At 62.9% G+C, this 24,123-nt stretch carries 19 protein-coding genes and 1 pseudogene; 11 read left to right on the plus strand and 9 right to left on the minus strand.

The genetic code is table 11. The features are described 5' to 3' along the window. Positions 1–45: 45 nt before the first annotated feature. The 6 genes and pseudogenes from J7302_RS27055 to J7302_RS22960 all read right to left on the minus strand — a co-directional run. Positions 46–224, minus strand: a pseudogene (locus J7302_RS27055) (ISL3 family transposase); the annotation flags it as partial. Between the two features lie 285 nt (positions 225–509). Continuing rightward, positions 510–1,031 carry a cytochrome c gene (locus J7302_RS22940; RefSeq protein WP_215380158.1) on the minus strand — a complete coding sequence of 174 codons (522 nt, stop codon included), beginning with the start codon at positions 1,029–1,031 and terminating at the stop codon, positions 510–512. A 17-nt stretch (positions 1,032–1,048) separates the two neighbouring features. Further along, on the minus strand, positions 1,049–1,570 hold the full coding sequence (locus J7302_RS22945; protein WP_215380163.1) for a methylamine dehydrogenase light chain: 522 nt from the start codon (positions 1,568–1,570) through the stop codon (positions 1,049–1,051). A 14-nt stretch (positions 1,571–1,584) separates the two neighbouring features. Further along, on the minus strand, positions 1,585–2,193 hold the full coding sequence (gene mauD, locus J7302_RS22950; RefSeq protein ID WP_215380166.1) for a methylamine dehydrogenase accessory protein MauD: 609 nt from the start codon (positions 2,191–2,193) through the stop codon (positions 1,585–1,587). Between the two features lie 3 nt (positions 2,194–2,196). After that, positions 2,197–2,736 (minus strand): MauE/DoxX family redox-associated membrane protein, encoded by a 540-nt coding sequence (locus J7302_RS22955; RefSeq protein WP_215380168.1) that lies wholly within the window; start codon positions 2,734–2,736, stop codon positions 2,197–2,199. Positions 2,737–2,748: 12 nt separating this feature from the next. Further along, a complete protein-coding gene (locus tag J7302_RS22960; protein ID WP_215380170.1) occupies positions 2,749–3,897 on the minus strand; it encodes an amine dehydrogenase large subunit in 1,149 nt (382 codons plus the stop codon). Between the two features lie 273 nt (positions 3,898–4,170). On the opposite strand from J7302_RS22960, the gene J7302_RS22965 reads away from it, so the two are divergent. Genes J7302_RS22965 through J7302_RS22975 form a run of 3 tightly spaced genes read left to right on the plus strand, consistent with a single transcriptional unit; the run spans position 4,171 to position 9,101 of the window. Continuing rightward, positions 4,171–5,241, plus strand: coding sequence for an HlyD family secretion protein (locus tag J7302_RS22965; RefSeq protein ID WP_215380172.1), 1,071 nt, complete (start codon positions 4,171–4,173; stop codon positions 5,239–5,241). Continuing rightward, the gene (gene rbbA, locus J7302_RS22970; RefSeq protein ID WP_215380175.1) at positions 5,238–7,973 is read left to right on the plus strand and encodes a ribosome-associated ATPase/putative transporter RbbA; all 2,736 of its coding nucleotides are present in this window, start codon (positions 5,238–5,240) and stop codon (positions 7,971–7,973) included. The genes J7302_RS22965 and rbbA overlap by 4 nt, the downstream gene beginning before the upstream one ends. A gap of 3 nt (positions 7,974–7,976) precedes the next feature. Beyond that, positions 7,977–9,101 (plus strand): ABC transporter permease, encoded by a 1,125-nt coding sequence (locus J7302_RS22975; RefSeq protein WP_215380177.1) that lies wholly within the window; start codon positions 7,977–7,979, stop codon positions 9,099–9,101. Between the two features lie 172 nt (positions 9,102–9,273). Here J7302_RS22975 and J7302_RS22980 read toward each other — a convergent pair whose 3' ends face one another. The 3 genes from J7302_RS22980 to J7302_RS22990 all read right to left on the minus strand — a co-directional run bounded on the left by J7302_RS22980 (position 9,274) and on the right by J7302_RS22990 (position 13,243). Next, complete coding sequence (locus J7302_RS22980; protein WP_394359109.1) at positions 9,274–10,380, minus strand: polyamine ABC transporter substrate-binding protein; 1,107 nt, start codon at positions 10,378–10,380, stop codon at positions 9,274–9,276. Between the two features lie 441 nt (positions 10,381–10,821). After that, positions 10,822–11,442 carry a LysE family translocator gene (locus J7302_RS22985; RefSeq protein WP_215380184.1) on the minus strand — a complete coding sequence of 207 codons (621 nt, stop codon included), beginning with the start codon at positions 11,440–11,442 and terminating at the stop codon, positions 10,822–10,824. Between the two features lie 307 nt (positions 11,443–11,749). After that, on the minus strand, positions 11,750–13,243 hold the full coding sequence (locus J7302_RS22990) for an aldehyde dehydrogenase family protein (protein ID WP_215380186.1): 1,494 nt from the start codon (positions 13,241–13,243) through the stop codon (positions 11,750–11,752). A gap of 457 nt (positions 13,244–13,700) precedes the next feature. Between J7302_RS22990 and peaA the strand changes: the two genes are divergently transcribed. From peaA to J7302_RS23030, 8 genes are all read left to right on the plus strand, one after another. Beyond that, positions 13,701–15,218, plus strand: a complete 1,518-nt coding sequence (gene peaA / locus J7302_RS22995; RefSeq protein WP_215380188.1) for a quinohemoprotein amine dehydrogenase subunit alpha — start codon at positions 13,701–13,703, stop codon at positions 15,216–15,218. Positions 15,219–15,291: 73 nt separating this feature from the next. Beyond that, positions 15,292–16,722 (plus strand): quinohemoprotein amine dehydrogenase maturation protein, encoded by a 1,431-nt coding sequence (peaB, locus tag J7302_RS23000; protein WP_215380190.1) that lies wholly within the window; start codon positions 15,292–15,294, stop codon positions 16,720–16,722. A 1-nt stretch (position 16,723) separates the two neighbouring features. Then, a complete protein-coding gene (gene qhpC, locus J7302_RS23005; RefSeq protein WP_215380192.1) occupies positions 16,724–17,047 on the plus strand; it encodes a quinohemoprotein amine dehydrogenase subunit gamma in 324 nt (107 codons plus the stop codon). A 29-nt stretch (positions 17,048–17,076) separates the two neighbouring features. Beyond that, complete coding sequence (gene peaD / locus J7302_RS23010) at positions 17,077–18,201, plus strand: quinohemoprotein amine dehydrogenase subunit beta (protein WP_251702220.1); 1,125 nt, start codon at positions 17,077–17,079, stop codon at positions 18,199–18,201. 350 nt (positions 18,202–18,551) lie between these two features. After that, positions 18,552–20,249, plus strand: coding sequence for an AMP-binding protein (locus J7302_RS23015; protein ID WP_215380195.1), 1,698 nt, complete (start codon positions 18,552–18,554; stop codon positions 20,247–20,249). Positions 20,250–20,432: 183 nt separating this feature from the next. Next, the gene (locus J7302_RS23020) at positions 20,433–21,461 is read left to right on the plus strand and encodes an AraC family transcriptional regulator (protein ID WP_215380197.1); all 1,029 of its coding nucleotides are present in this window, start codon (positions 20,433–20,435) and stop codon (positions 21,459–21,461) included. Between the two features lie 238 nt (positions 21,462–21,699). Continuing rightward, a complete protein-coding gene (locus tag J7302_RS23025; protein ID WP_215380200.1) occupies positions 21,700–23,328 on the plus strand; it encodes an acyl-CoA synthetase in 1,629 nt (542 codons plus the stop codon). Positions 23,329–23,345: 17 nt separating this feature from the next. Further along, positions 23,346–24,113, plus strand: coding sequence for a 3-hydroxyacyl-CoA dehydrogenase (locus J7302_RS23030; protein WP_215380202.1), 768 nt, complete (start codon positions 23,346–23,348; stop codon positions 24,111–24,113). Positions 24,114–24,123 lie beyond the last annotated feature (10 nt).

Genomic DNA, 24,123 nt, shown 5'->3' on the forward strand with positions numbered 1-24,123 from the left:
CCTTCGATGTGTCACTCCGCCCGACAAGTCCGCCAAGGAGGTGTTGCAAGCTGCTTTCCGGGGAAGGCGGGAAGCCGGCGCCAGACAGTCGATCCGCTCGGATACGCGTCCGCAGTACCGGCAGTCGACGCGACGCACCGGCAGTTGCAGCAGGACGCGCTGATCCTGCAGGTCACGATCCCGCACCTGGCGGATGTGCTGCTGCTCATGGATCAACAGGTTGGGTTTGGCACGCTGCTGCAAATCGGGAAGCGCTCGGTTTGCAGTTCAAGACTGATCAGCAGGGTGTCGTGAGTGGATTGGCGACAGACGACGACCTCGTAGCCTGGCCAGAAAGCGGCAAGATCAATAGGATGCACGGTGGCAGCAGGGGGTGGGGGTTGGGATGTTTGGCGATTGCCAATTTACCCACTTCCCCGACTGTCAACTCGCTCTTCCCCCAGATTTTGCGAAGAACCAAAAAAAAGCCCGCCGGTGGGCGGGCACGAAGCCGTCAGGCTAAAAAATAACTATTCGCTCAGGCCGTCCTCGATGGCGATACCTTGTTCACGCATCCTGGCAATCAGCCCCGCCCGTGTCTGTGGCAGGTTGAGCATCGCCTCGTGCCGCACCGCAGCCACTTCGGCTTCGGTGTATGGCTGGTATTGTTCCGGCGTGCTCTTGCCGGCCATTCCGTCCTTGCGCATCAGCCAGTTGAGCAGATCGGCCAGTTGGGCATCGTTCAGTGCTGACTGGGACATGCCCGGCACCCGTACGAGGAATTCCCGACCGCCTTCTACCTTGAGGAAGTTGCCAACGAAGTCCTTCATGCGAGGCGTGTCGTTGGCCCTGGAACCCTGGCCGTCACTCAAGTGGCAACCGGCACATTGCAATTGGTAGTTCACCGGCGTGCTGTAGCCAGCCGCAGCGATGGGCTTTTGCAGCGCTTCGTTGCCCGGGGCGTGCTTCTGCGCTGGATCAGGGATGGCGCGGGCCTGCGCCAATGGGGCTGCCATGGCGCACATTAGTCCGGCAATCAACAGGTATCGCATGGCAGCGCTCCCTCGCCTCAGACCGCGACGCCGCGGATCACCGAGACGGTGCAGTGATAGATGTGTGACTTGGCCGCCAGGCACCAGTTCACGTCGTTGTTGTTGAACGGACGGTACGCCGGCTCCTCGCTGTCGTTCCGGGTGCAAGCGCACTGGGCGCAGCTGTGCTTACCGCAGCAGTCGTTGTAGGCAATGATGTAGTCCTTGCCGTCGGCCGGGTTGCGGCAGGTGCCGATCCAAGTCACCTGGGACACCTCGGTGCCGGGCGGGCAGGAGGTCACAGTGCCGCCGCAGCAGCTGCACAGAAAACCATCGATGGAGCAGTAGCGCCAATAGTCGCAGCTATTCGGGTCACCCGGGTCGCCGGCTTTGGGCGCCTCGGCGGCCAGTGCCTTGCCCGTGCGGTCGATCGGCAGCAGCACCGGCAGCGCGGCGCCGGCCACCATCAGCGAGCCCAGGCGGGCCAGCAGCTTGCGTCGCGAAGTGGTATCGGCGACGTGGCGCGTGGAGCGCTCGAACAGGAGGTCTAGCAGTTTCATGGGGGTCTCCCTTCTTATTGGTGGGCGCTGTGCGAGTGCGCGTGGTTGTGCAGGTACTGTTGCAGGGTGGCGCTGCCCAGGTGCTCGGTCTCGAACAGACTGTCGAGGTGCTCGCGCGAGTTGACCAGACCCTTGGCGCGAAGCACGCCGCCTTTGTCGATCAGTGCGGCGTAGGGCAGCTTGCCGATCTGGTAGGTCATGCCCACTTCCGGCCCGACTACATAGGTGACGTCTTCCAGCTTGTGCTCGCGGATCAGCGCCTGCTGGGCATCCATGTCGCCATCGCTGACGTAGACCACGTCGAGGCGGTCGGCCTGCTCCTTGGCGATGGCTTTGATGGCTGGCAACAGGGATTTGCAGATGGGGCAGGTGGGCGAGAGGAAGAACAGCAGCTGGCCCTTCTCGCCGGCATAGCCGAAGTTCACTGGGCGGCCGTTACGGTCGGCAGCGGTTACCCTGGGTGCGGCTTCGTTGACCGAGACGCCCTTGTCCATCATCAGTGCACCCGCTGGGGCAAGGCGTGCATGGAGTACGCCGATCTGGCGAACCAGGCCCATCACGGCGAAGGCCAGGGCAATCAAGAGGCACCACAGCAGAATGTTGGAGACGATCAAGCCTTCCATATTTCACCTTCCAATAAGTTTGAGCAGACGGGGACCGTTGGCCAGCAGGCCATCGGCGGCGGCATAGATGAGCAGGGCCACGGCGCTGGCGGCGATTACCACGAAGCCGTCGAAGCCGCCCAGGTCGCGGGCTTGCGGCGACAGGCCGGCGACCAGCGCCAGGGCCACCAGCAAGGCATTGCGCGCCAGCAGTACCGGGCGCAGCGGTTGGGCCTGGTCCGGTCCGGCGCAGCCGCAGTCGATATCGCGGCGGCCACGCCAGAGGTTCACCGAAATGGCCAGGGCGTAGCCGGTCAGCAGTGCTGCGGCGGCCATGGCGGCAATTGCTCGGCTGGCGGGTACCAGCAGGGCGAAGGCGATGGCTGCTTCCAGCAGGGGCAGTAGTCGGGCCACTGGCCGTACCAGGCCCTGTGGCAGGAGCTGGTAGTCCTCCACCAGGTCGGCAAAGCGTCCGGGGGCGCGCAATTTGTGCGTCGCGGCGCTGGCCAGGATCACCGCAACAGCGAGCGCGCTGGCGATGGTGTAGATCGGATCAGGTTGCATGGCTGCCCCTTGTCAGTGGCTGAGGACCTGGATCGGCGTCTTGGCAATGCGTTCCATGGTGCCGGTGTGCTTGCCGCTCTTGAGGTCGAACACTTCCAGGCCGCCGCTGATGTTGGTGCCCAGCAGCAGCGGCTGGTCATCGGTGGTGGCGTGCAAGCTCCAGATCGGGTTCGGTGCTTCGAGTGTGCCGATCCGCTTGTGGGTCTTCAGGTCGTAGACCCATACGTAGGGGCTTGGGTCTTCCCACTTCATCGGTTCGTGGGCGTCGTGCATCAGCACATAGAGTCGGTTCAGCTTCGGTGCGACTGTAATCAGCTGCCACCCGCCCGGTGCCCATCCAGCTTTCTTCTCGGTGTCTTCGACCAGCTCCCAGGCTGGCAGGATCTTCGGCTCCTTGCCGGAGAAATCGACCCCGCGGATGGTGCCGGTGGTGGTGACGAAGTAGTAGGTGTCGCCCACGGCGTAAGCGCGTTCCACCAGCTTCTCGGCGTTCGGGTCGAAGAAGGCGGTATGGCTGCGATCGATTTCCTTGCCGTCGTCGTTCAGGGTCACCAACTGGAGCTTGCCGTCGCCGCACAGCGATGCGAAAGCGCGCTTGCCGACCGGGTAGTTCAGCACACAGCCGGGAATCGCGATTTCACCGGCCACGGCCTTGGCCTTGGCGTCGACCACGGTCACCGAGGTGGATGGAGTGAAGTTGTAGACATAGACGAAGCGGTCGTCGCTGCTGGTTCCCAGGGAGTAGCGCTGGGTGAGCATTTCAGCGCGCTTGGTGGGGATCAGTACTTCCCAGGAAGGCGACAGTGTCGAGGTGTCCCAGGCGGTCAGCAGGTCAGTGCGCGTGCCGCGGGTGCCGCGGGAGTAGAACAGGTCGGCGGTGTACAGCAACTTACCGTCGCGGCTCAGGGTCGAGGGCGCGGCAAAGCCGGTGCTGACCATGCCGAGCATTCGCTTCTTCACCGGATCGACTACGGTGACTCGGCCGGCTACGAAGTTTTCGAACTCCACATCGACGATGTAGGCGCGGTGGGGTTCCGGCGGGAAGGGCAAGGTGGCCTGGCCGATGGTATCGGCTGGCAAGTCGGCGCTGGCGTTGCCGAGGCCAATGAGCGAAATGCCCAGTGCCAGCGTTGATTGGGCGAGGATCCTGGTTATTCGCATGGGGGCGGCTCCCTAATTATTGGTCTGGCGGATCGCGGATGCGGGCAGATGTTTGCAGTCCAAGTCTGCCTTTAGTGAGCAGTTGGGGAATTGCTGTCTCTGCCAACCCCTTGTGTGCCAGTGCCACCTGTTTTGGATTGGTGCCAGGGGTTTGATGTGCAGGTTTCAGAATAGTCACGTTGCCAGTCATGGACCGGCTGACATGCATCAAGGCATATTTACGTCGGATCGACGATGATCCCGGCATCGGTGCGGAGCTTGCGGAGGGTTTTGATGAAACCGCTTTCCAAACAGAAATTTCCGTTGGGTCTGGCCGTGGTATTGGTGCTCGGCGGTCTCGGCGCATGGCTGTTACTGCGTCCCACGGGGCTGGGCGATGGCTTTGCCGTTGGTAACGGCCGTATCGAAGCCACCGAAGTGGACGTGGCGGCCAAACTGCCTGGGCGCGTTGCAGAGATCAGCGTGGATGAAGGCGATTTCGTCAGTCAGGGCCAGGTCCTTGCCCGCATGGACACGCGGGTACTGGAAGCCCAACTGGCCCAGGCCACGGCCGAGGTGCGTCGCGCCCAGAATGCCAAGGCCACCGCCGAAGCCTTGGTGGCCCAGCGACAAAGCGAGAAGATTACGGCCAAGGCCGTTGTAAACCAGCGTGAGGCCGAGCAGGTAGCTGCACAGAAGCGCTTCAGCCGGACTCATACCCTGGTGGCGCGCAAGGCCATGGCGCAGCAGCAACTCGATGACGATCGCGCCGTACTCCTGAGTGCAGAGGCAGCCCTGGCGGCCTCCAGGGCACAGGTGTTGTCGGCCGAGGCGGGGGTGCATGCCGCGCAGTCGCAAGTCATCGAGGCACAGTCGGCCATCGAGGCTGCCACTGCCAGTACCGCTCGGTTTGCTGCCGACATCGAAGACAGCCTGTTACGTGCACCGCGCGCTGGGCGTGTTCAGTACCGCATCGCCCAGCCGGGGGAAGTGCTGGGCGCCGGCGGGCGGGTCCTCAACATGGTCGACCTGGTGGACGTCTACATGACATTCTTCCTGCCTGCCGCCCAGGCCGGCAGGGTGGCGCTGGGCCAGGAGGTTCGAGTGGTGCTGGACGCCGCGCCCGAGTACGTGGTGCCGGCCAAGGTGTCCTATGTGGCCAGCGTCGCGCAGTTCACGCCCAAGACGGTGGAAACTTCGAGCGAACGCGAGAAGCTGATGTTTCGGGTCAAGGCACGTATCGAGCCGGAGCTGCTGCGCAAGCATATGCGCGTGGTCAAGACTGGTGTGCCGGGCATGGCCTACCTGCGACTGGACCCGGAGGCCGAGTGGCCTGAGCGCCTGAGCATCAAGGTCCCGCAATGAGCAGTGTGCAGGAACCTGTGGCACGCCTGCGCGGGGTGTCGCTGCGCTACGGCAAGACTCATGCATTGGACGGAATCGACCTGGATATTCCGACAGGATGCATGGTTGGCCTGATCGGTCCGGATGGTGTCGGCAAGTCCAGCCTGCTGGCGCTCATCTCGGGAGCGCGGAAGCTGCAGGACGGTGATCTGCAGGTGCTCGACGGCGACCTGCGCTCGGCAGCACACCGTCGCGCCATTTGCCATCGTGTCGCCTATATGCCGCAAGGGCTGGGCAAGAACCTCTATCCGACGCTTACGGTATTCGAAAACGTTGATTTCTTCGGTCGCCTGTTCGGGCATGACCATGCTGAACGCGAACGGCGTATCGACGACCTGTTGCAGAGTACCGGGCTGGCCCCTTTCAAGGAGCGGCTGGCGGGCAAATTGTCCGGCGGGATGAAGCAGAAGCTCGGCCTGTGCTGCTCGCTGATCCACGACCCGGACCTGTTGATCCTCGACGAACCCACCACAGGGGTCGATCCCCTCTCGCGTAACCAGTTCTGGCAGTTGATCCAGCGCATCCGTGCGAGCCATCCCGGGATGAGCGTGTTGGTGGCCACGGCCTATATGGAAGAGGCGGAGCGCTTCGATTGGCTGGTGGCCATGGACGACGGTCGTGTGCTTGCTACCGGAAGCCCGGCCCTGATTCGCCAACGCGCTGCGAGCGAAAGCCTGGAGGCTGCCTTTGTCGCCTTGTTGCCGGAGCAGAAGCGTCGTGGCTATCGCCCGTTGGTGATTCCGACGCGCCAGGCCGGCGCCGACGTCAAGGTGGCGATCGAGGCCGAGGGGCTGACCTGTCGTTTTGGCGACTTTGTCGCCGTGGATTCCGTCAGCTTCCGCATCGGGCAGGGGGAGATCTTCGGCTTTCTCGGCTCCAACGGCTGTGGCAAGTCCACCACCATGAAGATGCTCACCGGACTGCTGCCAGCCAGCGAGGGGCGTTGCGCCCTGTTCGGCCAACCGGTGGACGCGGCTGACATGGCCACCCGGCGGCGCGTGGGCTACATGTCCCAGGCGTTTTCCCTGTATGCCGAATTGACGGTGCTGCAGAACCTGGAGCTGCATGCGAAGTTGTTCCATCTGCCCGCGGCGAGCATCGCCCTCCGGGTGGCCGAGATGCTCGCACGCTTCCAGCTCGAAGAGGTGCGGCACGTGCTGCCCGGCGACCTGCCGCTGGGCATCCGCCAGCGCCTCTCCCTGGCGGTGGCGGTGATCCACAAGCCCGAAATCCTGATCCTCGACGAACCCACCTCGGGCGTCGATCCGGTGGCCCGCGACGGCTTCTGGGAGCTGATGGTGGAATTGTCGCGCCGCGACGGCGTGACCATCTTCATCTCCACCCATTTCATGAACGAGGCCGAGCGTTGTGATCGCATCTCGCTGATGCACGCCGGCCGGGTGCTCGACAGCGACACGCCGCGCGCCCTTATGGAAAAGCGTGGGCAGGACAGCCTTGAAGCGACTTTCATCCAATACCTGGAGGAGGCCGCGGGGCAGGGCGGCGCGCCGGGCCCTGGCACCATGCCAGCTATCGCTGAGGCGAAGCCAAGCCGCCAGGATGATGTTCGTTTCAGTCCGCAGCGCCTGTTCAGCTATGCGCGGCGCGAGTCCATGGAGCTGCGCCGAGATCCCATCCGGCTGACCTTGGCGCTGCTGGGTACGGTGTTGCTGATGTTCATCATCGGTTATGGCATCAGCCTGGATGTGGAGGACCTTGCCTACGCGGTGCTCGACCGCGACCAGACCACCACCAGCGAGGCCTATGCGCTGAACATTGCCGGTTCGCGCTACTTCATCGAACGGTCGCCGATCCGGGATTACGAGGACCTTGACCGACGCATGCGCAGTGGCGAACTGAGCCTGGCCATCGAGATTCCACCGGGGTTCGGCCGTGACCTCAAGCGTGGCGCCAGCCCGCAGATCGGCGTGTGGATCGATGGCGCCATGCCCACCCGCGCCAGCACCGTGCAGGGCTACGTGCAGGGCCTGCATGCCGACTACCTGCGCGAGCTGGCGCGCCGCAGCACCGGTATCGCCCTGCCGGCCAGCGCGGGCATCGACTTGCGCTACCGCTACAACCCGGATGTGGAGAGCATCCAGGCGATGGTGCCGGCGGTGATCCCGCTGCTGCTGATCATGATCCCTGCCATGCTCACGGCCCTGGGCGTGGTGCGCGAAAAGGAACTGGGCTCGATCACCAACCTCTACGTCACGCCGGTGTCGCGCCTGGAGTTCCTGCTCGGCAAGCAGTTGCCCTACATCGCAATGGGCATGTTCAACTTCCTGCTGATGGCGCTGCTGGCGGTGGTGGTGTTCGGCGTACCGCTCAAGGGCAGCCTGCCGACGCTGCTGGTCGGCGCCTTGCTCTACGTGTGCGTGTCGACGGGCATCGGCTTGCTGATGTCTACCTTCATGCGCAGCCAGATCGCCGCGGTGTTCGGCGTGGCCATCGCCACCATGGTGCCGGCCATCCAGTTTTCCGGCCTGGTGCACCCGGTTTCCTCGCTGGAGGGCGGGGCGGCGCTGATGGGCAAGCTCTACCCGACCGCCCATTTCCTGGTGATCAGCCGGGGCGTGTTCTCCAAGGCCCTTGGCTTTGCCGAACTGGCGCCGTATTTCGTGCCGCTGCTGGTGGCCATCCCGTTGCTGACCCTGCTCAGCGTCTGGGCCCTGAAGAAGCAGGAGGACTGAGGCATGCGCGCTCTGGCCAATATCTTCCATCTGGGCGTCAAGGAATTCCGCAGCCTGCAGCGTGACTACGCCATGCTGGCGCTGATCGCCTGGGCCTTCAGCCTGGGTGTGTATAGCTCGGCGACGGGCCTGCCGGAAACCCTGAACAACGCGCCGATCGCGGTAGTCGACGAAGACCGCTCACAGCTCTCCAGCCAGTTGATCGATGCGTTCCAGCCGCCTTACTTCCGCCCGCCGGTGATGATCGACCAGGCGGGCATGGATCGTGGCATGGACACCGGGCTCTACACCTTCACGCTGGATATCCCGCCGGATTTCCAACGGGACCTGCTGGCCGGGCGCAGCCCTTCGCTGCAACTGAACGTCGATGCCACCCAGGTCGGCCAGGCATTCAGCGGTGCCGGCTACATCCAGAGCATCGTCGGTACCGAAGTACAGCAGTTCGTCCAGCGTTACCGGGGTGACAGCCCCATGCTGACGGGGTTGGCACCGCGGGTGCTGTTCAACCCGAACCTGACGCAGGCCTGGTTCGGCAGCGTGATGGAGGTGATCAACCAGATCACCATGCTGTCGATCATTCTCACGGGCGCCGCACTGATCCGCGAACGCGAGCACGGGACCGTCGAGCACCTGCTGGTGATGCCGCTGTCGGCGTTCGAGATCATGCTGGCCAAGGTCTGGTCCATGGGGCTGGTGGTGCTGGTGGCGGCGGCGCTGTCGCTGGAGCTGGTGGTGCAGGGCTGGCTGGCCGTGCCCATCAGCGGATCGGTGGCGTTGTTCCTGTTGGCGGCTGCGCTGCACCTGTTCGCCACCACGTCCATGGGCATTTTCCTCGGCACCGTGGCGCGCTCCATGCCGCAACTCGGCCTGCTCACCATCCTGGTGCTGATGCCGTTGCAGATCCTATCGGGGGGAACGACGCCCCGCGAGAGCATGCCGGAGCTGGTGCAGTTCATCATGCTGGCGGCGCCGACGACTCATTTCGTCGCGCTGGCCCAGGCCATCCTCTACCGGGGCGCGGGGCTGGACATCGTCTGGCCGCAGCTGCTGGCGATCATCGGCATCGGCAGCGCTTTCTTCGTTGCCGCGCTGACGCGATTCCGCAAGACTATTTCGCAGATGGCCTGATCGGGGCGGCTTTCGGTGGGGGCGGCTTCAGTCGCCGAGCAGGCCGAAGGCCTGCCCATCGGCGTTGAAGGGGCAACTGCGCCGCCCTTGGCGAATGAATTCGCCCCTACAAAAGATCGTTTCGCATTGCGTAGTCCGGATTTCAGCCGGACTACGACACAGATGCCGTGCCTCAGGTACCTGACTTGAGCCTGGTCCAGGCACGAGTGCGGGCGCGTTCGGCGTTACGTTCCAGCGGTGACAGGGTGTACAGCGTGGCCTGGGCTTCAGCGGTGGGGTAGAGGTTGGGGTTGTTGCGGATCGCCGGGCTGACCAGTCCTGTGGCGTCCTTGTTCGGGTTGGGATAGCCGACGAAATCGCTGATCGGCGCGATTACCTCGGGTTGCAGCAGGAAGTTGATGAAGGCGTGGGCGTCCTCAGGGTTTTTCGCGCCCTTGGGAATGGCGAGCATGTCGAACCAGACCGGCGCACCCTCCTTGGGCAGGCGCATGTCGACCACGATCCCGTTGCCGGCTTCCTTCGCACGGTTGGCCGCCTGCGAGAAGCTGCCGGAATAGCCCACAGCCACGCAGATGTCGCCGTTGGCGATATCGGCCATGTACTTGGAGGAGTGGAAGTAGGCGATGTGCGGACGAATCTTCTGCAGCAACTCACCGGCCTTGTCGTAGTCCTTGGGCTGGTTGCTGTTGGGCGACAGGCCCAGGTAGTGCAGGGCGATCGGCATGATCTCCGAAGGCGAGTCGAGCAGGGCTACGCCGCACTGCTTGAGCTTGGCGATGTTCTCTTCCTTGAAGATCAGGTCCCAGCTGTCCACGGGAGCATTCTCGCCGAGCGCGGCTTTTACTTTCTCCGGGTTGAAGCCGATCAGCACAGTGCCGTACATGTAGGGCACGGCAAAACGGTTGCCGGGGTCATTGGCTTCGATGAGCTTCATCAACTGCGGGTCCAGGTGCTGCCAGTTCGGCAGCTTGCTGCGGTCGAGCGGCTGGAACACGTCGGCCTGGATCTGCTTGGCCAGGAACACGTTGGACGGTACCACCACGTCATAGCCGGAGTTGCCGGTCAGCAGCTTGGCCTCCAGTGCTTCATTGGTATCGAAGATGTCGTAGATCAGCTTGGCGCCGTTCTCCTGCTTGAAGGTTTCCAGGGTCTGCGGGGTGATGTAGTCGAACCAGTTGTAGACGCGCAGGGTGCGTTCTTCGGCCTGCGTGCTGGCGGCCAGGAGGCCGAGACTGCAGAGGGTGGCGCCTAGCAGGCGTGGGAGTCTGTGCTTGATCAATTTGGGCAACCTTTGGTGAGGGTTTGAGGTACATAAGCCGATAACTATCTGCTTATCGTGCGCTTTTACAAGCAATGGTCGCGCCATGTTGCTCTATATGCAGATAAATCTCGGTTAAATGGTAGGCCGTGATCTGATTGCGGGGCGTTTCAGTGGGTAGGATTACCGGACGTAACGATCAAGTGGCACCGGCCTACTCAGCTGGCTGCACCAGGAACGAGCATGGCGCTGGACCAAAGGTTCCCCCAGGATTGGGCTTTCGCCAGGTTAGACTAGGTCCAGCACCTGCTCGGCAGAGCCAAGGGTTTCTTCATTCATCCGCGGTCGTTGTTCAGTCATGGCAGCTCCCCGGTCTGGTTGCAATCAATGCAATGAAAGTCAGGTGAGGCGATGGCGGTGTGTGAGGCAAAGGAATCTATCGTGGGGATTGCTTGACCGCAGTCAGGCAATCACCGTACGCAGCAGCTGCCAGACCGCAAAGGCCAGCAGGCAGCCGCCGGCTATGCGGTCGATCCAGCGCATTGCCCGGGCATCGAGACGGTGGCGAATCGTGGCAATACCGAGTGCCAGGATCAGCCACCAGGCAGCCGAACCACAGAAGACGCCCATGACCATCAGCGTGGCGGATGTCGCCGACAGGGGAGAGCCTCCGGCCAAGGTGGCGAAGATGGCGATGAACGACAGGATAGTCAGCGGGTTGCTCAATGTGAGCACGAACACCGAAGCAAAGGCAGGCAGCGCTCGTGCCGGGTCAACGGCGTTAGCGGCGCGTTCTGGCGGCGTGGCGCCCAGCATCTTCAGGCCCATCCAGGCGAGAAAGAGGGCGCCGGCCAATGCGAGGGGCGTTGCCAGCTCAACGAAGTGCCGGGTGATCGCGCCAATACCAAAAGCACCCACGGCGCCATAGCAGGCATCTGCTGCCGCTGCGCCGAGTCCGCTGATGAAGCCGATATGCGTCCCGTGCGCCAGGCTGCGCTGGATGCACAGCAGGCCGATGGGGCCGACAGGCGCGGCGATGGATAGGCCGATCAACGCGGACTTGAGGAATAGCAGGACATCCATACGCTTGCACCCGATATGAAGAGCATCGTGCTTTGTTCTGGTTTCGAGTCTAGCCGGAGGAAAAGTCTTTCTTGGACGCATCCAGCCGGCTTGCCGTGTATCGCGGGATTGCTGGCCAGCTCGACGGGGCGGAGCAGTTCATCGGGGGGCGGTGAAGGTGTTGCGGGAGTTTTTCCGAACGGCGAAGGATGATTGAGCCAGTTCCAGCGTCGGGTATAGCGGTTAGCGTAGAAGTCTCCGGCGCGAGTCACCCCTCTCCGCGCCAGGGGCGACCGGCGTGGAGAAGGGCAGGGGGAGAGGGTTGCCGTCAGAGCTTGATCAGCACCGACTTCAACTCGGTGTAATGCTCGATGGCCGCCGCCCCCATCTCACGACCAACCCCCGAGAGTTTGTAACCGCCAAAGGGCAGGGCCGGGTCGAGGGCGCTGTGGCAGTTGACCCAGACCGAACCGGACTTGATGCGCGGAATCATCTTGTGCACGGCCGACAAGTCGTTCGACCAGATACTGGCACCCAAGCCATAAGGGTTGTCGTTGGCCAGACGCACAGCTTCGTCGATATCGTCGAAGGGCATGGCGACCAGGACTGGGCCAAAGATTTCTTCCTGCACAAGGCGGTGCTTCTGGTCGACGTCGACGATGACCGTGGGCTTGACGAAATAGCCGGGGCCAAAGCCTTCGCCGCCGCAGGCGATAGTGGCGCCGAGTTCACGACCGAGATTGATGTAGCCAGTGACGCGGTCCTGCTGCTTGGCGGAGATCAGCGGGCCCATCTGCACGCTTGGGTCCAGGCCGTTGCCCAGCTTCATGCCGTTGGCGATACCAGCGATGTCCGCGATCACATTGTCGAAGTGCTTGCGGTGCACGTAGAGGCGCGAGCCGGCGCAGCATACTTGGCCCTGGTTGAAGAAGATGGCGGTGGCGGCGCCGGCTGCAGCCTGCTGCAGGTCAGCGTCGGCCATGACGATAGTGGGGGACTTGCCGCCCAGCTCCAGGGTCACGCGCGTCATGTTCTCCATGGCCGCCTTGCCGATCTGTTTGCCGACTTCTGTGGAGCCGGTGAAGGTCAGCTTGTCCACGCCCGGGTGCTGGGTCAGGGCCACGCCTGCGTTCAGGCCAGTGCCGGTAATGACGTTGAACACACCCGCCGGATAGCCGGCTTCCAGAACCAGATCAGCCAGTTTGAGGGCGGTCAGCGGAGTCTCGTCCGCCGGCTTGAGCACCACGGTACAGCCAGTGGCGAGCGCCGGGCCGAGCTTCCAGCAGGCCAGCAGCAGGGGGAAGTTCCAGGCGACGATGGCGCCGACCACGCCCACGGCTTCACGACGGATGAAACCGTGGAACTGATCGTCCGGCATCAGCGGCATTGAGACGTCGACCGTTGCGCCTTCGATCTTGGTGGCCCAACCGGCCATGTAGCGCAGGAAGTCGATGGCCAGTTGCACATCCATCACACGCGCCACGGCGGCGCTCTTGCCGTTGTTCAGGCATTCCAGTTCGGCCAGTTCCTGGGCATCACGCTCCATCAGATCGGCCAGGCGCCACAGCAGGTTCTGGCGTTCGCGCGGACGCATACGGCTCCAGGGGGAATCATCGAAGGCCAGGCGGGCAGCCTGCACGGCGCGATCGACATCCTCCTTGGCCGCCGACGGAACGTCGCCCAGCACTTCGCCAGTAGCCGGATTGCGGAAGCTCATGGCGTTGCCGCTGGCGGCATCCAGCCACTGCTCGCCGATCAGCATTCTATGTTTTCGGGCGAGGAAGGCCTGGGTTTGCGGGAGGATGGGCAGGTCAGCAAGCATGGGGTTCGAGCCTCTGTTTATTGAAGTTGCCCAGGGCTTTCGCAACGCCCATGCCAAGCTGGATTTAATCAATTAACATGTTGATAAATAAAGGTTTATTTGTTTTAGGTGGGTTGATGTGGATGATCCGGCTGTTGCAGTTTGAGACACGATGAGACAGCACTGGAGCACTGCTACGGGCAGGCTGTACGGTGCCGCATGGGCTACTGTCTCAGGGTTGAACACCCTGTCGCGAAATTAGACGCTGGGGCCCTTTGCCAGCATTCCCCAGAGCCCCGCAATTTTTACCTAATTATCTGTTATTGAAGGGATTTCCAGGTCATGGCACACATTGTGTATTCGCCGTGACAGATGCACCTTTTGCTCACCGGGGTGCGCACCATAAGAACAACACCGTGGAGGTCTGACCTTGAACACGACTCGACTCCGGCATCGCGCAGGTACCTTGGCACTAGCCATGGCTTCCCTGCTGTTTGCCCAGGCACATGCAGCAGAGGAGGGCGAAGCCATCCTCAAATCCAAATGCGTGGGATGTCACATCCCCGAGGGCAACGAATCCCTGAGCCGCATCAGCCACCAGCGCAAGACTCCCGAGGGCTGGTTGATGAGTATCGCGCGCATGCAGGTGATGCATGGCCTGCAGATCAGCGACGATGACCGCCGCACCCTGGTTAAGTATCTGGCTGACAAGCAAGGTTTGGCACCGAGCGAAACCGAAGGCGTGCGCTACGCCATGGAGCGTCGCCTGAACACCGTCGAGAAATTCGACGATCACCTGAGCCAGATGTGCGGCCGTTGCCACTCCGGCGCCCGCGTTGCCCTGCAGCGTCGCCCGGCGAAGGAATGGGAGCACTTGGTCAACTTCCACCTTGGCCAGTGGCCGTCCCTCGAATACCAGGCGCAGTCGCGCGATCGCGACTGGCTGGAAATCGCCCTCAAGGAAACCGTACCGGACCTGGCCAAGCGTTTCCCGATGGAGAGCAAGGCCTGGACCGACTGGCAGAAGTCTCGTCCCACGGCCGCTGAGCTGCCGGGCCAGTGGAGCTTCAGTGGTCACATGCTGGCCAAGGGTGATGTGCGGGGTGTGATGACGGTTAAGGCCGATAAGGGCGACACCTTCAGCGTCATCGTCAAGGGTCAGTACGCTGATGGCACCCCGTTCGAGGGTAGCGGTTCGGCAATTCTTTACAACGGCTTCGAATGGCGTGGCAACGTGAAGATCGGCGACACGAACCTGCGCCAGGTCTTCAGTGCGCTGAATGGCGAGATGCGCGGCCGAATGTTCGAGGCCGAGCACGACGAGCGCGGCCTGGACTTCGTTGCCGCGAAGGAAGACAACGCCAAGCTGCTGGCCGTCCAGCCGGCTTATATCAAGACCGGCAGCGAAGCTGAACTGACCCTGGTAGGCAGCGGCCTTGCCGGCAAGCCGGATTTCGGGCCAGGGGTCGAGGTGGTCAAGGTGCTGGAGCAGACACCGGAGCGTGTGCGCGTCCGGGTCAAGGCCGCCGCCAATGCCGCCGCTGGTACCCGCGCCGTGGCGCTGGGGCAGCTCAAAGGCGTTGATCTTGCTGTCTACGACAGTATCTCCGAGGTCAAGGTGGTGCCTGAGTTCTCCATCGCCCGTGTGGGTGAGAACGGCGGTTCGACTCCGAAGGTGCAGGGCCGCTTCGAGGCCGAGGCCTGGGGCAAGGGCGCCGATGGCCAGCCGTACCGCATCGGCTACCTGCCGGCGAAATGGTCGGTTGAGCCCTTCGACGAACGCGCCAAGGAAGACGAGGACGTGAAGTTCGCCGGGAAGATGCAGGCTGATGGCGTGTTTGTGCCGGGCGGCGCGGGCCCCAACCCGGAACGCAAGATGATGACCAATAACGCGGGCAACCTGAAGGTGATCGCGCAGCTGGAAGAGGGTGGTCAGAAAGGCGAAGGTCACCTGATCGTCACCGTACAGCGCTGGAACAACCCGCCGCTGCCGTAAACGGCCAAGGCACGGGCGGGCATACCCCGCCCGGATTCGAAACGACGATTGGGTAAAATTCCGGGAGGTCGCCATGGGCGCAATCTTGAATCTGGTCGAACGCAACCTGCACGAAGTGCGGGTCGATGCCGACCGCATGCTTTTCCACATTCCGAGCAGCTCGCTGTTCGCCACCGACGAAATCACCGGCGGCATCATCGATGCGCTGCGCCAGCAGGGCTGCTCGTCCGAAGACCTGGTGCAACGCCTGGCTGGGCGGTTCGCCGGGCGGGACGTGAATGAAACCCTGCGCGAGCTGATCGCGCTGGAAGTAGTCAGCGACGGCTCGCCGCTGACGCCGGAAATCGGCATCAGCAAGGTCGACCGCACGGCGCTCAACACCGTGGTGCTGAACGTCAACACCGGCTGCAACCTGAGCTGCACATACTGCTACAAGGAAGACCTGGACAAGCCTTCCGCCGGCAAGAAGATGGGCGCGGAAACCGCCGAAGCCTCGGTGGAGATGCTGCTCAAGGAGTCGCCTCACGAAGAACGCTACAGCGTGGTTTTCTTCGGTGGCGAGCCGCTGTCCAATCGCCCACTGATCGAGCACATGGTCGATTATTGCGAGCGGCGTTTCGCGGAAGCGGGCAAACAGGTGGAGTTCATCATGACCACCAACGCCACGCTGCTCACCGAAGAGATCATCGAGTACCTCAACGCTCACCGCTTCGGACTCTCGGTGAGCATCGACGGGCCGAAAACGGTACATGATCGCAACCGGATCACCGTGGGCGGGCAAGGCACCTATGACGTGGTCCGGCGCAAGGCCGAGATGCTGCTGTCACGCTACAACAGTCGCCCTGTGGGGGCGCGGGTCACCCTGACCACCGGCGTCACCGACGTGGAAACCATCTGGGATCACCTGTTCAACGAACTGGGTTTTGCCGAAGTCGGTTTCGCCCCGGTGACCTCCGGCGACATCAGCAGCTTCAACCTGTCCAACGAGGAGCTGATCGAAGTCTTTGCCAACATGAAGAAGCTCGGCCGGCGTTACCTGGAAGCGGCTCTGGAGCACCGCAACATCGGCTTCTCCAACCTGCACCAGCTGATCACCGACATCCACGAAGGCCACAAGAAGGCCCTACCGTGCGGCGCCGGGCTGAAGATGCTGGCGGTGGACCACAAGGGCGAGCTGAACCTCTGCCACCGCTTCACCGGCTCCAGCCTGCCGACCTTCGGCAACGTGCACAGCGGCGTGAAGCAAGCGGAGCTGAACGACTTCCTCTCCCAGCGCCTGGATCGCTCGGGTACCGGCTGCGACACCTGCCGTATCCGCAACCTGTGCTCTGGTGGCTGCTACCACGAGAGCTACGCCCGCTACGGCGACCCGACTCACCCGACTTATCACTACTGCGAACTGATGCGTGACTGGGTGGACTTCGGCATCGAGGTCTACAGCCGGATCATGGCCGTCAACCCGGCCTTCATCAGCCGCTACATCACTCCGCGGAAGGCGCACTGACATGAAACATCTGAAGCCGCTCAACAACAAAGCGCAAATGCTCGATAAAGCCGCAGCCGAAGATCGCATCGAAGAAGTCATAGCCATGAGTGCCGTGGCGGGCTGCACTGCCACCACCGACCCAGGCTGGGAGGTCGACGCATTTGGCGGCGTCGCCTCGCTGTGCCAGCCGATGGAGGCCGACCTGTACGGTTGCTCCGACCCGTGCTGGTGGCCGGCCCAGGTGCCCGACATGATGAGCACCTACCAGGACTGGAACGCCCAGGCGACGAACTCGCAAGAGGATTGGCGCAACCTCGGCACCGTATTCCCGAAAGACAAATGACCGGCGACAAGAACAAGAGGGAAACCGCTATGAAACTCAAAACCATCGCGAGCCTGGCGACCGCCTTCGCCGGCCTCGTACTGGGGGCTCAAACCTGGGCCTCCACCGATTCCGGCCCGGCCCTCAAGGCCGGTCACGAATACATGATCGCCACCAATTACCCGAACAACCTGCATGTGGTCGACCTGGCCAACGATAGCGTCTACAAGACCTGCCGCCTGCCAGACGCCTTCGGCCCCGGCACCGCCATGATGGCGCCGGACCGCAAGACGGCGTTTCTCCTGAACAACCACTTCGGCGACCTGTACGGTGTCGATCTGGACAACTGCAAGACAGTGTTCCACGCCAAGCTTTCGCAGAACCCGGGGGAGAAGGTGCGCTCCATGTTCTCCTTCGCCCTGAGTCCGGACGGCAAGGAGCTCTACACCACCGTCAATCCGACGCAGTTGATGAGCGACCACTATGTGGTCAAGCAGCCGCGCCTGGAGGTCTACAAGACCGACGGCGGCCTGGATGCCAAGCCGGTACGCAGTTTCCCGATGCCACGGCAGATCTACCTCATGCGCGCCGCAGATGATGGCACCCTCTACGTCGCAGGGCCCGACATCTACAAAATGGATGTCAAGACCGGCAAGTACGAGGTAGCGGTGCCTGGCCGCAACTGGCAGCGCCCGAACTACAGCGCCCCGGACGTGCTGTACTTCTGGCCGCACCAGACTACTTACCACGAGTTCTCCATGCTCTACACCACGGCCAAGTTCAAGGACGACAAGCAGGACCTGGCCACCGCCGACTTCATCTATGGCTACGTCAGCATCGACCTGAAGACTGGCAAGACCACCGTCCAGGACTTCGCGCCCCTGACCGAGTTGTACTTCACTGGCCTGCGCTCGCCGAAGGACCCGAACCAGATGTTCGGTGTGCTCAACCGTCTGGCCAAGTACGACATCAAGGAGCAAAAGCTGCTGAAAGCCGCCAACCTGGACCATTCGTACTACTGCATCGCCTTCAACACCCAAGGTAGCAAGCTCTACCTGGCGGGCACCTTCAACGACATCGCGGTGTTCGATCCGGACAGCCTGGAGAAGGTGAAGAACATCAAACTGCCGGGTGGTGATATGTCGATCACCACGACGCAGGTGTTCATTCGCTAGGGAAGGGGCCTTGTGGGCCCTCTTGTGGGGGCGGCTTCAGTCGCTGAGGGCAGCGCAGCTGCCCCCATCGGGTTTGATGGCAGGACTGCGTTCTGCTCAGCGAATGAATGTGCCCCCACAGGTAAAGCGGCCCAGGGAATTCAGCGGGCCCCTGCTTGAGGAACTGACCATCGGCCGCCCGATGCCTGAACCCGCATCCGACCAATGGGTCACTAGACAGGAAAACAGGCTTTATTTACCTTTACGTTTACGTAAAGGTAAATAAAGCCGAATACGTACCCGGGCTCCTGCAAATGGCGGGAGCCAGCTGTTCTGAGTCGATCCCAGTACAACGACAAGAAGGGAAAGCCATGAATCACCAGAGCTACACCCAGGGGCGGCAGGACAAAGCCCTGCTCGCCATGACCATAGGCGCGGCGTTCGACGCCACGGTAGCCAAGTTCCCCGAGCGCGAAGCGCTGGTGGTGCGCCACCAGGGTCAGCGCTTCACCTGGTCCGAACTGGCCGAGGCGGTTGAGCGCCACGCCCGCGCGCTGCTGGCCCTGGGCCTGAAAAGCGGCGATCGCCTGGGTATCTGGGCACCGAATTGCGCCGAGTGGTGCATCACCCAGTTCGCCAGCGCCAAGATCGGTGCCATCCTCGTCAACATCAACCCGGCTTATCGCAGCAACGAACTGGAGTACGCGCTGAAGCAGTCCGGCTGCCGCTGGGTGATCTGCGCGGATGCCTTCAAGACTTCCGATTACCACGCCATGTTGCTGGGCCTGGTGCCTGAACTGGCCGAGGCGAAGCCGGGTGAGCTGGCCTGCGAGCGCCTGCCGGAACTGCGCGGCGTAGTCAGCCTGAGCGCCACGCCGCCGAAAGGTTTTCTTGCCTGGCCCGAGATGCAGCAGCGGGCCGGGGAGGTGAGTAGGGATGCCTTGGTCGAACGCCAGGCCAGCCTGCAGTTCGACGACCCGATCAACATTCAGTACACCTCCGGCACCACGGGCTTCCCCAAGGGCGCCACCCTCAGCCACTACAACATCCTCAACAACGGCTACATGGTCGGTGAGAGCCTGGGGCTTACCGAGCAGGATCGCCTGGTGATCCCCGTGCCGCTCTACCACTGTTTCGGCATGGTGATGGGCAACCTGGGCTGCGTGACCCACGGCTCGACCATGATCTATCCGGGCGATGCCTTTGACCCGCTGACCACCCTGCGTGCGGTGGCGGAAGAAAAGGCCACTGCTCTGTACGGCGTTCCCACCATGTTCATCGCTGAGCTGGATCATCCGCAACGCGCCGAGTTCGACCTGACGAGCCTGCGCACCGGAATCATGGCCGGCGCCACCTGCCCGATCGAAGTGATGCGCCGGGTGATCAGCGAGATGCACATGAGCGAGGTGCAGATCGCCTACGGCATGACCGAGACCAGTCCGGTGTCGTTGCAGACCGGCCCGGAAGACGAGCTGGAGTTGCGCGTGACCACCGTCGGCCGCACCCAGCCGCACCTGGAAAGCAAGATCGTCGACGCCGATGGCAAGATCGTCCCGCGCGGCCAGATCGGCGAACTCTGCACCCGTGGCTACAGTGTGATGCTGGGCTACTGGAACAACCCGCAGGCGACCATGGATTCCATTGATCCGGGCCGCTGGATGCATACCGGCGACCTCGCTTCCATGGACGAGAATGGCTACGTCTGCATCGTCGGTCGCAGCAAGGACATGATCATTCGCGGTGGAGAGAACGTGTATCCGCGTGAACTGGAGGAGTTCTTCTTCACTCACCCCGCGGTGGCCGATGTGCAGGTGATCGGCATTCCGGACAGCAAGTACGGTGAAGAAATAGTCGCATGGGTCAAGTTCCACCCCGGCCACAGCGCCTCAGAAGACGAGCTGCGTGCCTGGGCCAAGGAGCGCATCGCGCACTTCAAGGTGCCGCGCTATTTCCGCTTCGTGGAAGCTTTCCCGATGACGGTGACCGGCAAGATCCAGAAGTTCCGCATGCGCGAGATCAGCATCGAGGAACTGACGCCGCCGCAGGACAAGGTGATGGCCATTCGGTAGAGGCGACCGGGCAGGGGGCGCGCTCGCCCTTGTGGGGGTGACTTCAGTCGCTGAGGGCAGCGGAGCTGCCCCATGGGAGTCGGAAGTGCAGGACCGCGTCCTGCATCGCGAATGAATTCGCCCCCACAGGCAAAGCATCTAGAATGTGCCCCCGATCGAAAACCTATATCCCCAAGGGAGACCATGACAGGCTCTTCTGCCGAGAAAGGCACCATCTCCGTGCACCTGGTCAACGAAGCCCTGCTGGTACTGCGCCTGCGGGGCTTTGACGCGTCAGGGCTGCTCGACCAAGCCGGCATTGGCGCCGAGTTGTTGGGCAAACCCTATGCGCGAGTGTCTTCCCAGCTCTATGCGCAGCTTTGGCGGTTGATCGCCCACGCGATGGACGATGAGTTCTTCGGCATGAACGCGCGTCGGATGAAATCCGGCAGCTTTGCCTACATGACTCGCGTCGCTCTGAAAGAACCCACCGTTGGCGAGGCGTTGAAACGCATCCTGGAGTTCTTTGATCTGGTCTTCGACGACCTGCATCCGCACCTGGTGCATCGGGGCGGGCTGGCGGAAATCGCCCTGGACGAACCATCCGGCAATCAGGGCAGGGCCTTCGCCTACTTCACCTTCTGGCTGATGGTTCACGGTCTATTGTGTTGGCTGGCCGGCAGGCGGATTCCCATCCTGGGTGTTGACCTACGCTGCGAGGCGCCCGGTTACATCGAGGATTACCGGGTCATGTTCAGCACGAACCTGCGCTTTTCCCGCCTGCAGAACCGACTGCTGTTCAATGCCGACTGCCTGGATGTGCCGGTGCGACGTAGCGAGCGCGACCTCAAGCGCTTTCTTGCCGGTGCGCCGGCCAACATCCTGGTGCGCTACCGCGACCCGCAAAGCCTGGCTGCGCGCATCAAGGCCTACCTGCGTAGCGTGAAGCCGGAACGCTGGCCCGATGTGGAGGCGCTATCGAGCCATTTCTACATGGCGCCCTCTACGCTGCGGCGCAAGCTTTCGCTGGAAGGACAGTCCTACCAGGGACTCAAGGACCAGGTCCGGCGCGACTTGGCTATCGCTCGCCTTGACGCGGGCGAGGTCAACTTCAGCGACCTGGCCTTCGAACTGGGCTTTGCCGATACGAGTGCCTTCTACAAGGCGTTCAAGAAGTGGACGGGCTCCACGCCGGGCCAGTACCGCTCGTTGATTCATCCCGACTCGGCGTGATCACCAACCAGCGGTCATTCAGGCGCCATCCGGCGCCCGTTGGGCTTCGCGCTGCTCTGCCCAATACAACCTGCGCGGATAGCCCCCTCTCCCTCTGGGAGAGGGCTGGGGATAGAGCGGTCCGCGAGAGCAACTTGTCAAAACCGCTCACTCAGGTCGGCGCCTTTCGACATTGCCGCCAGCCCCGGGCGGCGCGAACATCCCGGTAATCCAACAAAAACAAGCCGGGAGCCACCCCATGCGCGATTACCTTACCGCTGCCCGCGAGTTCGATTACGAGACTGTCGCCGCCAGCACCCTGGCGGGTTCCCTCGACGCCCTGAATGCCTGCGTCGAGTGCTGTGACCGCCACGCCGAATCGGGCCGCGTTGCCCTCTATTGGGAAGGCCGCGAGGGCCAGCGGGCGACCTGGACCTTCGCCCAGCTCAAGGAGGCGTCTGCCCGTTTTGCCAACCTCCTCCACGCTCAGGGAGTCCGCCCCGGCGATTGCGTGGCGGGCCTGTTGCCGCGTACCCCGGAGCTGCTGATCACCATCCTTGGCACCTGGCGTTTGGGCGCGATCTACCAGCCGTTGTTCACCGCTTTCGGGCCCAAGGCCATCGAGCACCGGGTCCAGGGTTCCGGCGCCAAACTGGTGGTTACCGACCAGACCAACCGGCCCAAGCTCGATGAAGTGGAAGGTGCGCCGCCGGTGTTGACCGTAGGGGACGGCGAAGCGGGCTTCTGGCGTGCTCTGGAGCAGCAGTCGGCCGAGTTCGAGCCGGTGCTTCGCACGGCCGAAGACCCCTTCCTGATGATGTTCACCTCCGGCACCACGGGCCTGGCCAAACCGCTCACTGTGCCGCTCAAGGCGATCGTCGCCTTCGTCACCTACATGCGTGATGCTGTGGACCTGCGCCCCGACGACAATTTCTGGAACCTGGCCGATCCGGGCTGGGCTTATGGCTTGTACTACGCCGTCACCGGCCCGCTGGCCCTGGGGCATGCCACGACCTTCTACGAAGGCGGATTCACCGTGGAAAGCACCTGCCGCATCATCCGCCAATACGGCATCACCAACCTGGCCGGCTCGCCCACTGCCTACCGTCTGCTCCTGGCCGCGTGTGATGAAGTGGAAGGCCAGATAAAGGGCTGCCTGCGTGCTGTCAGCAGTGCCGGCGAGCCACTGACGCCGGAAGTGATCCGCTGGTTCGCCGACGGCCTGGGCTGCACCATCCATGATCATTACGGGCAGACCGAGCTGGGCATGGTGCTGTGCAATCACCACGCATTGGCTCATCCGGTGCGCCTGGGCGCCGCCGGCTTCGCGATGCCCGGCCACCGTGTGGTGGTACTCGATGAGCAGAACCACGAACTGCCACCAGGCCAGCCCGGCATCCTCGCACTGGACCGCCCGCGCTCACCGCTGTTCTGGTTCCCTGGCTACCTGGGCATGCCTACCAAATCCTTTGTCGGCGACTACTACCTGAGCGGCGATACCGTTGAGTTGAACGAAGACGGCAGCATCAGTTTCGTTGGTCGTTCCGATGATGTGATCACCACCTCCGGCTACCGCGTCGGCCCCTTCGATGTGGAGAGCGCGCTGATCGAGCATCCTGCGGTGATCGAGGCCGCAGTGATCGGCAAGCCCGACCCGGAGCGCACCGAACTGGTCAAGGCCTTCGTCGTGCTGCATGCCGGATATACCGGCGACGCTGCCCTGGCCGACGAACTGCAGCAATACGTGCGCAAGCGCCTGTCCGCCCATTCGTATCCGCGTGAAATCGAATTCGTCGCGGAACTACCCAAGACCCCGAGCGGCAAGATCCAGCGATTCCTGCTGCGTAACCAGGAAGTCGCGAAGGCCCAGGCGGCCGCCGCTCACTGATTCGAGGAGAGAACAACGTGCGTATCGAAAATTCCGTATTCCTGGTGACCGGCGGCAGCTCCGGACTTGGCTTGGCCACGGCCCGCGAGTTGATTGGGCAGGGCGGCAAGGTGGTGATGGTGGACATCAACGCCGAAGCCGGCGCCGCCCGTGCCGAGGAGCTGGGCACCAACGCCCGTTTCGTCAAGGCCGACATCACCCGTGAAGACGACGCCCGTAATGCTGTGGCCGCAGCACTGGAAGCCTTCGGTGGCCTCCACGGGCTGGTGAACTGTGCTGGTATCGCGCCGGCCGAGAAAGTGCTCGGTCGCAATGGCGCCCATGGCCTGGAAAGCTTCCGCCGGGTGATCGAAGTCAACCTGATCGGCAGCTTCAACATGCTGCGCCTGGCTGCCGAGGCCATGGCCCAGGGCCAGCCGAACGAAGGCGGTGAGCGCGGGGTGATCATCAACACCGCGTCAGTCGCTGCGTTCGATGGGCAGATGGGGCAGGCCGCTTATTCGGCATCCAAGGGCGGCGTCGCTGCGATGACCCTGCCGGTGGCCCGCGACCTGGCGCGCTCGGGCATCCGCGTGATGTGCATTGCCCCCGGCATCTTCGAGACGCCGATGATGGCTGGCATGCCGCAGGAAGTTCAGGACTCCCTGGCTGCCAATGTGCCATTCCCGCCGCGTCTGGGGCGCCCGGGCGAGTACGCGGCGCTGGCCCGTCACATCATCGAGAATGCCATGCTCAACGGCGAGGTCATCCGCCTGGATGGCGCGCTGCGCATGGCCGCCAAGTAAGCACGAGCTG

It is taken from the genome of Metapseudomonas boanensis, from assembly GCF_018704125.1.
GTDB lineage: Bacteria > Pseudomonadota > Gammaproteobacteria > Pseudomonadales > Pseudomonadaceae > Metapseudomonas > Metapseudomonas boanensis.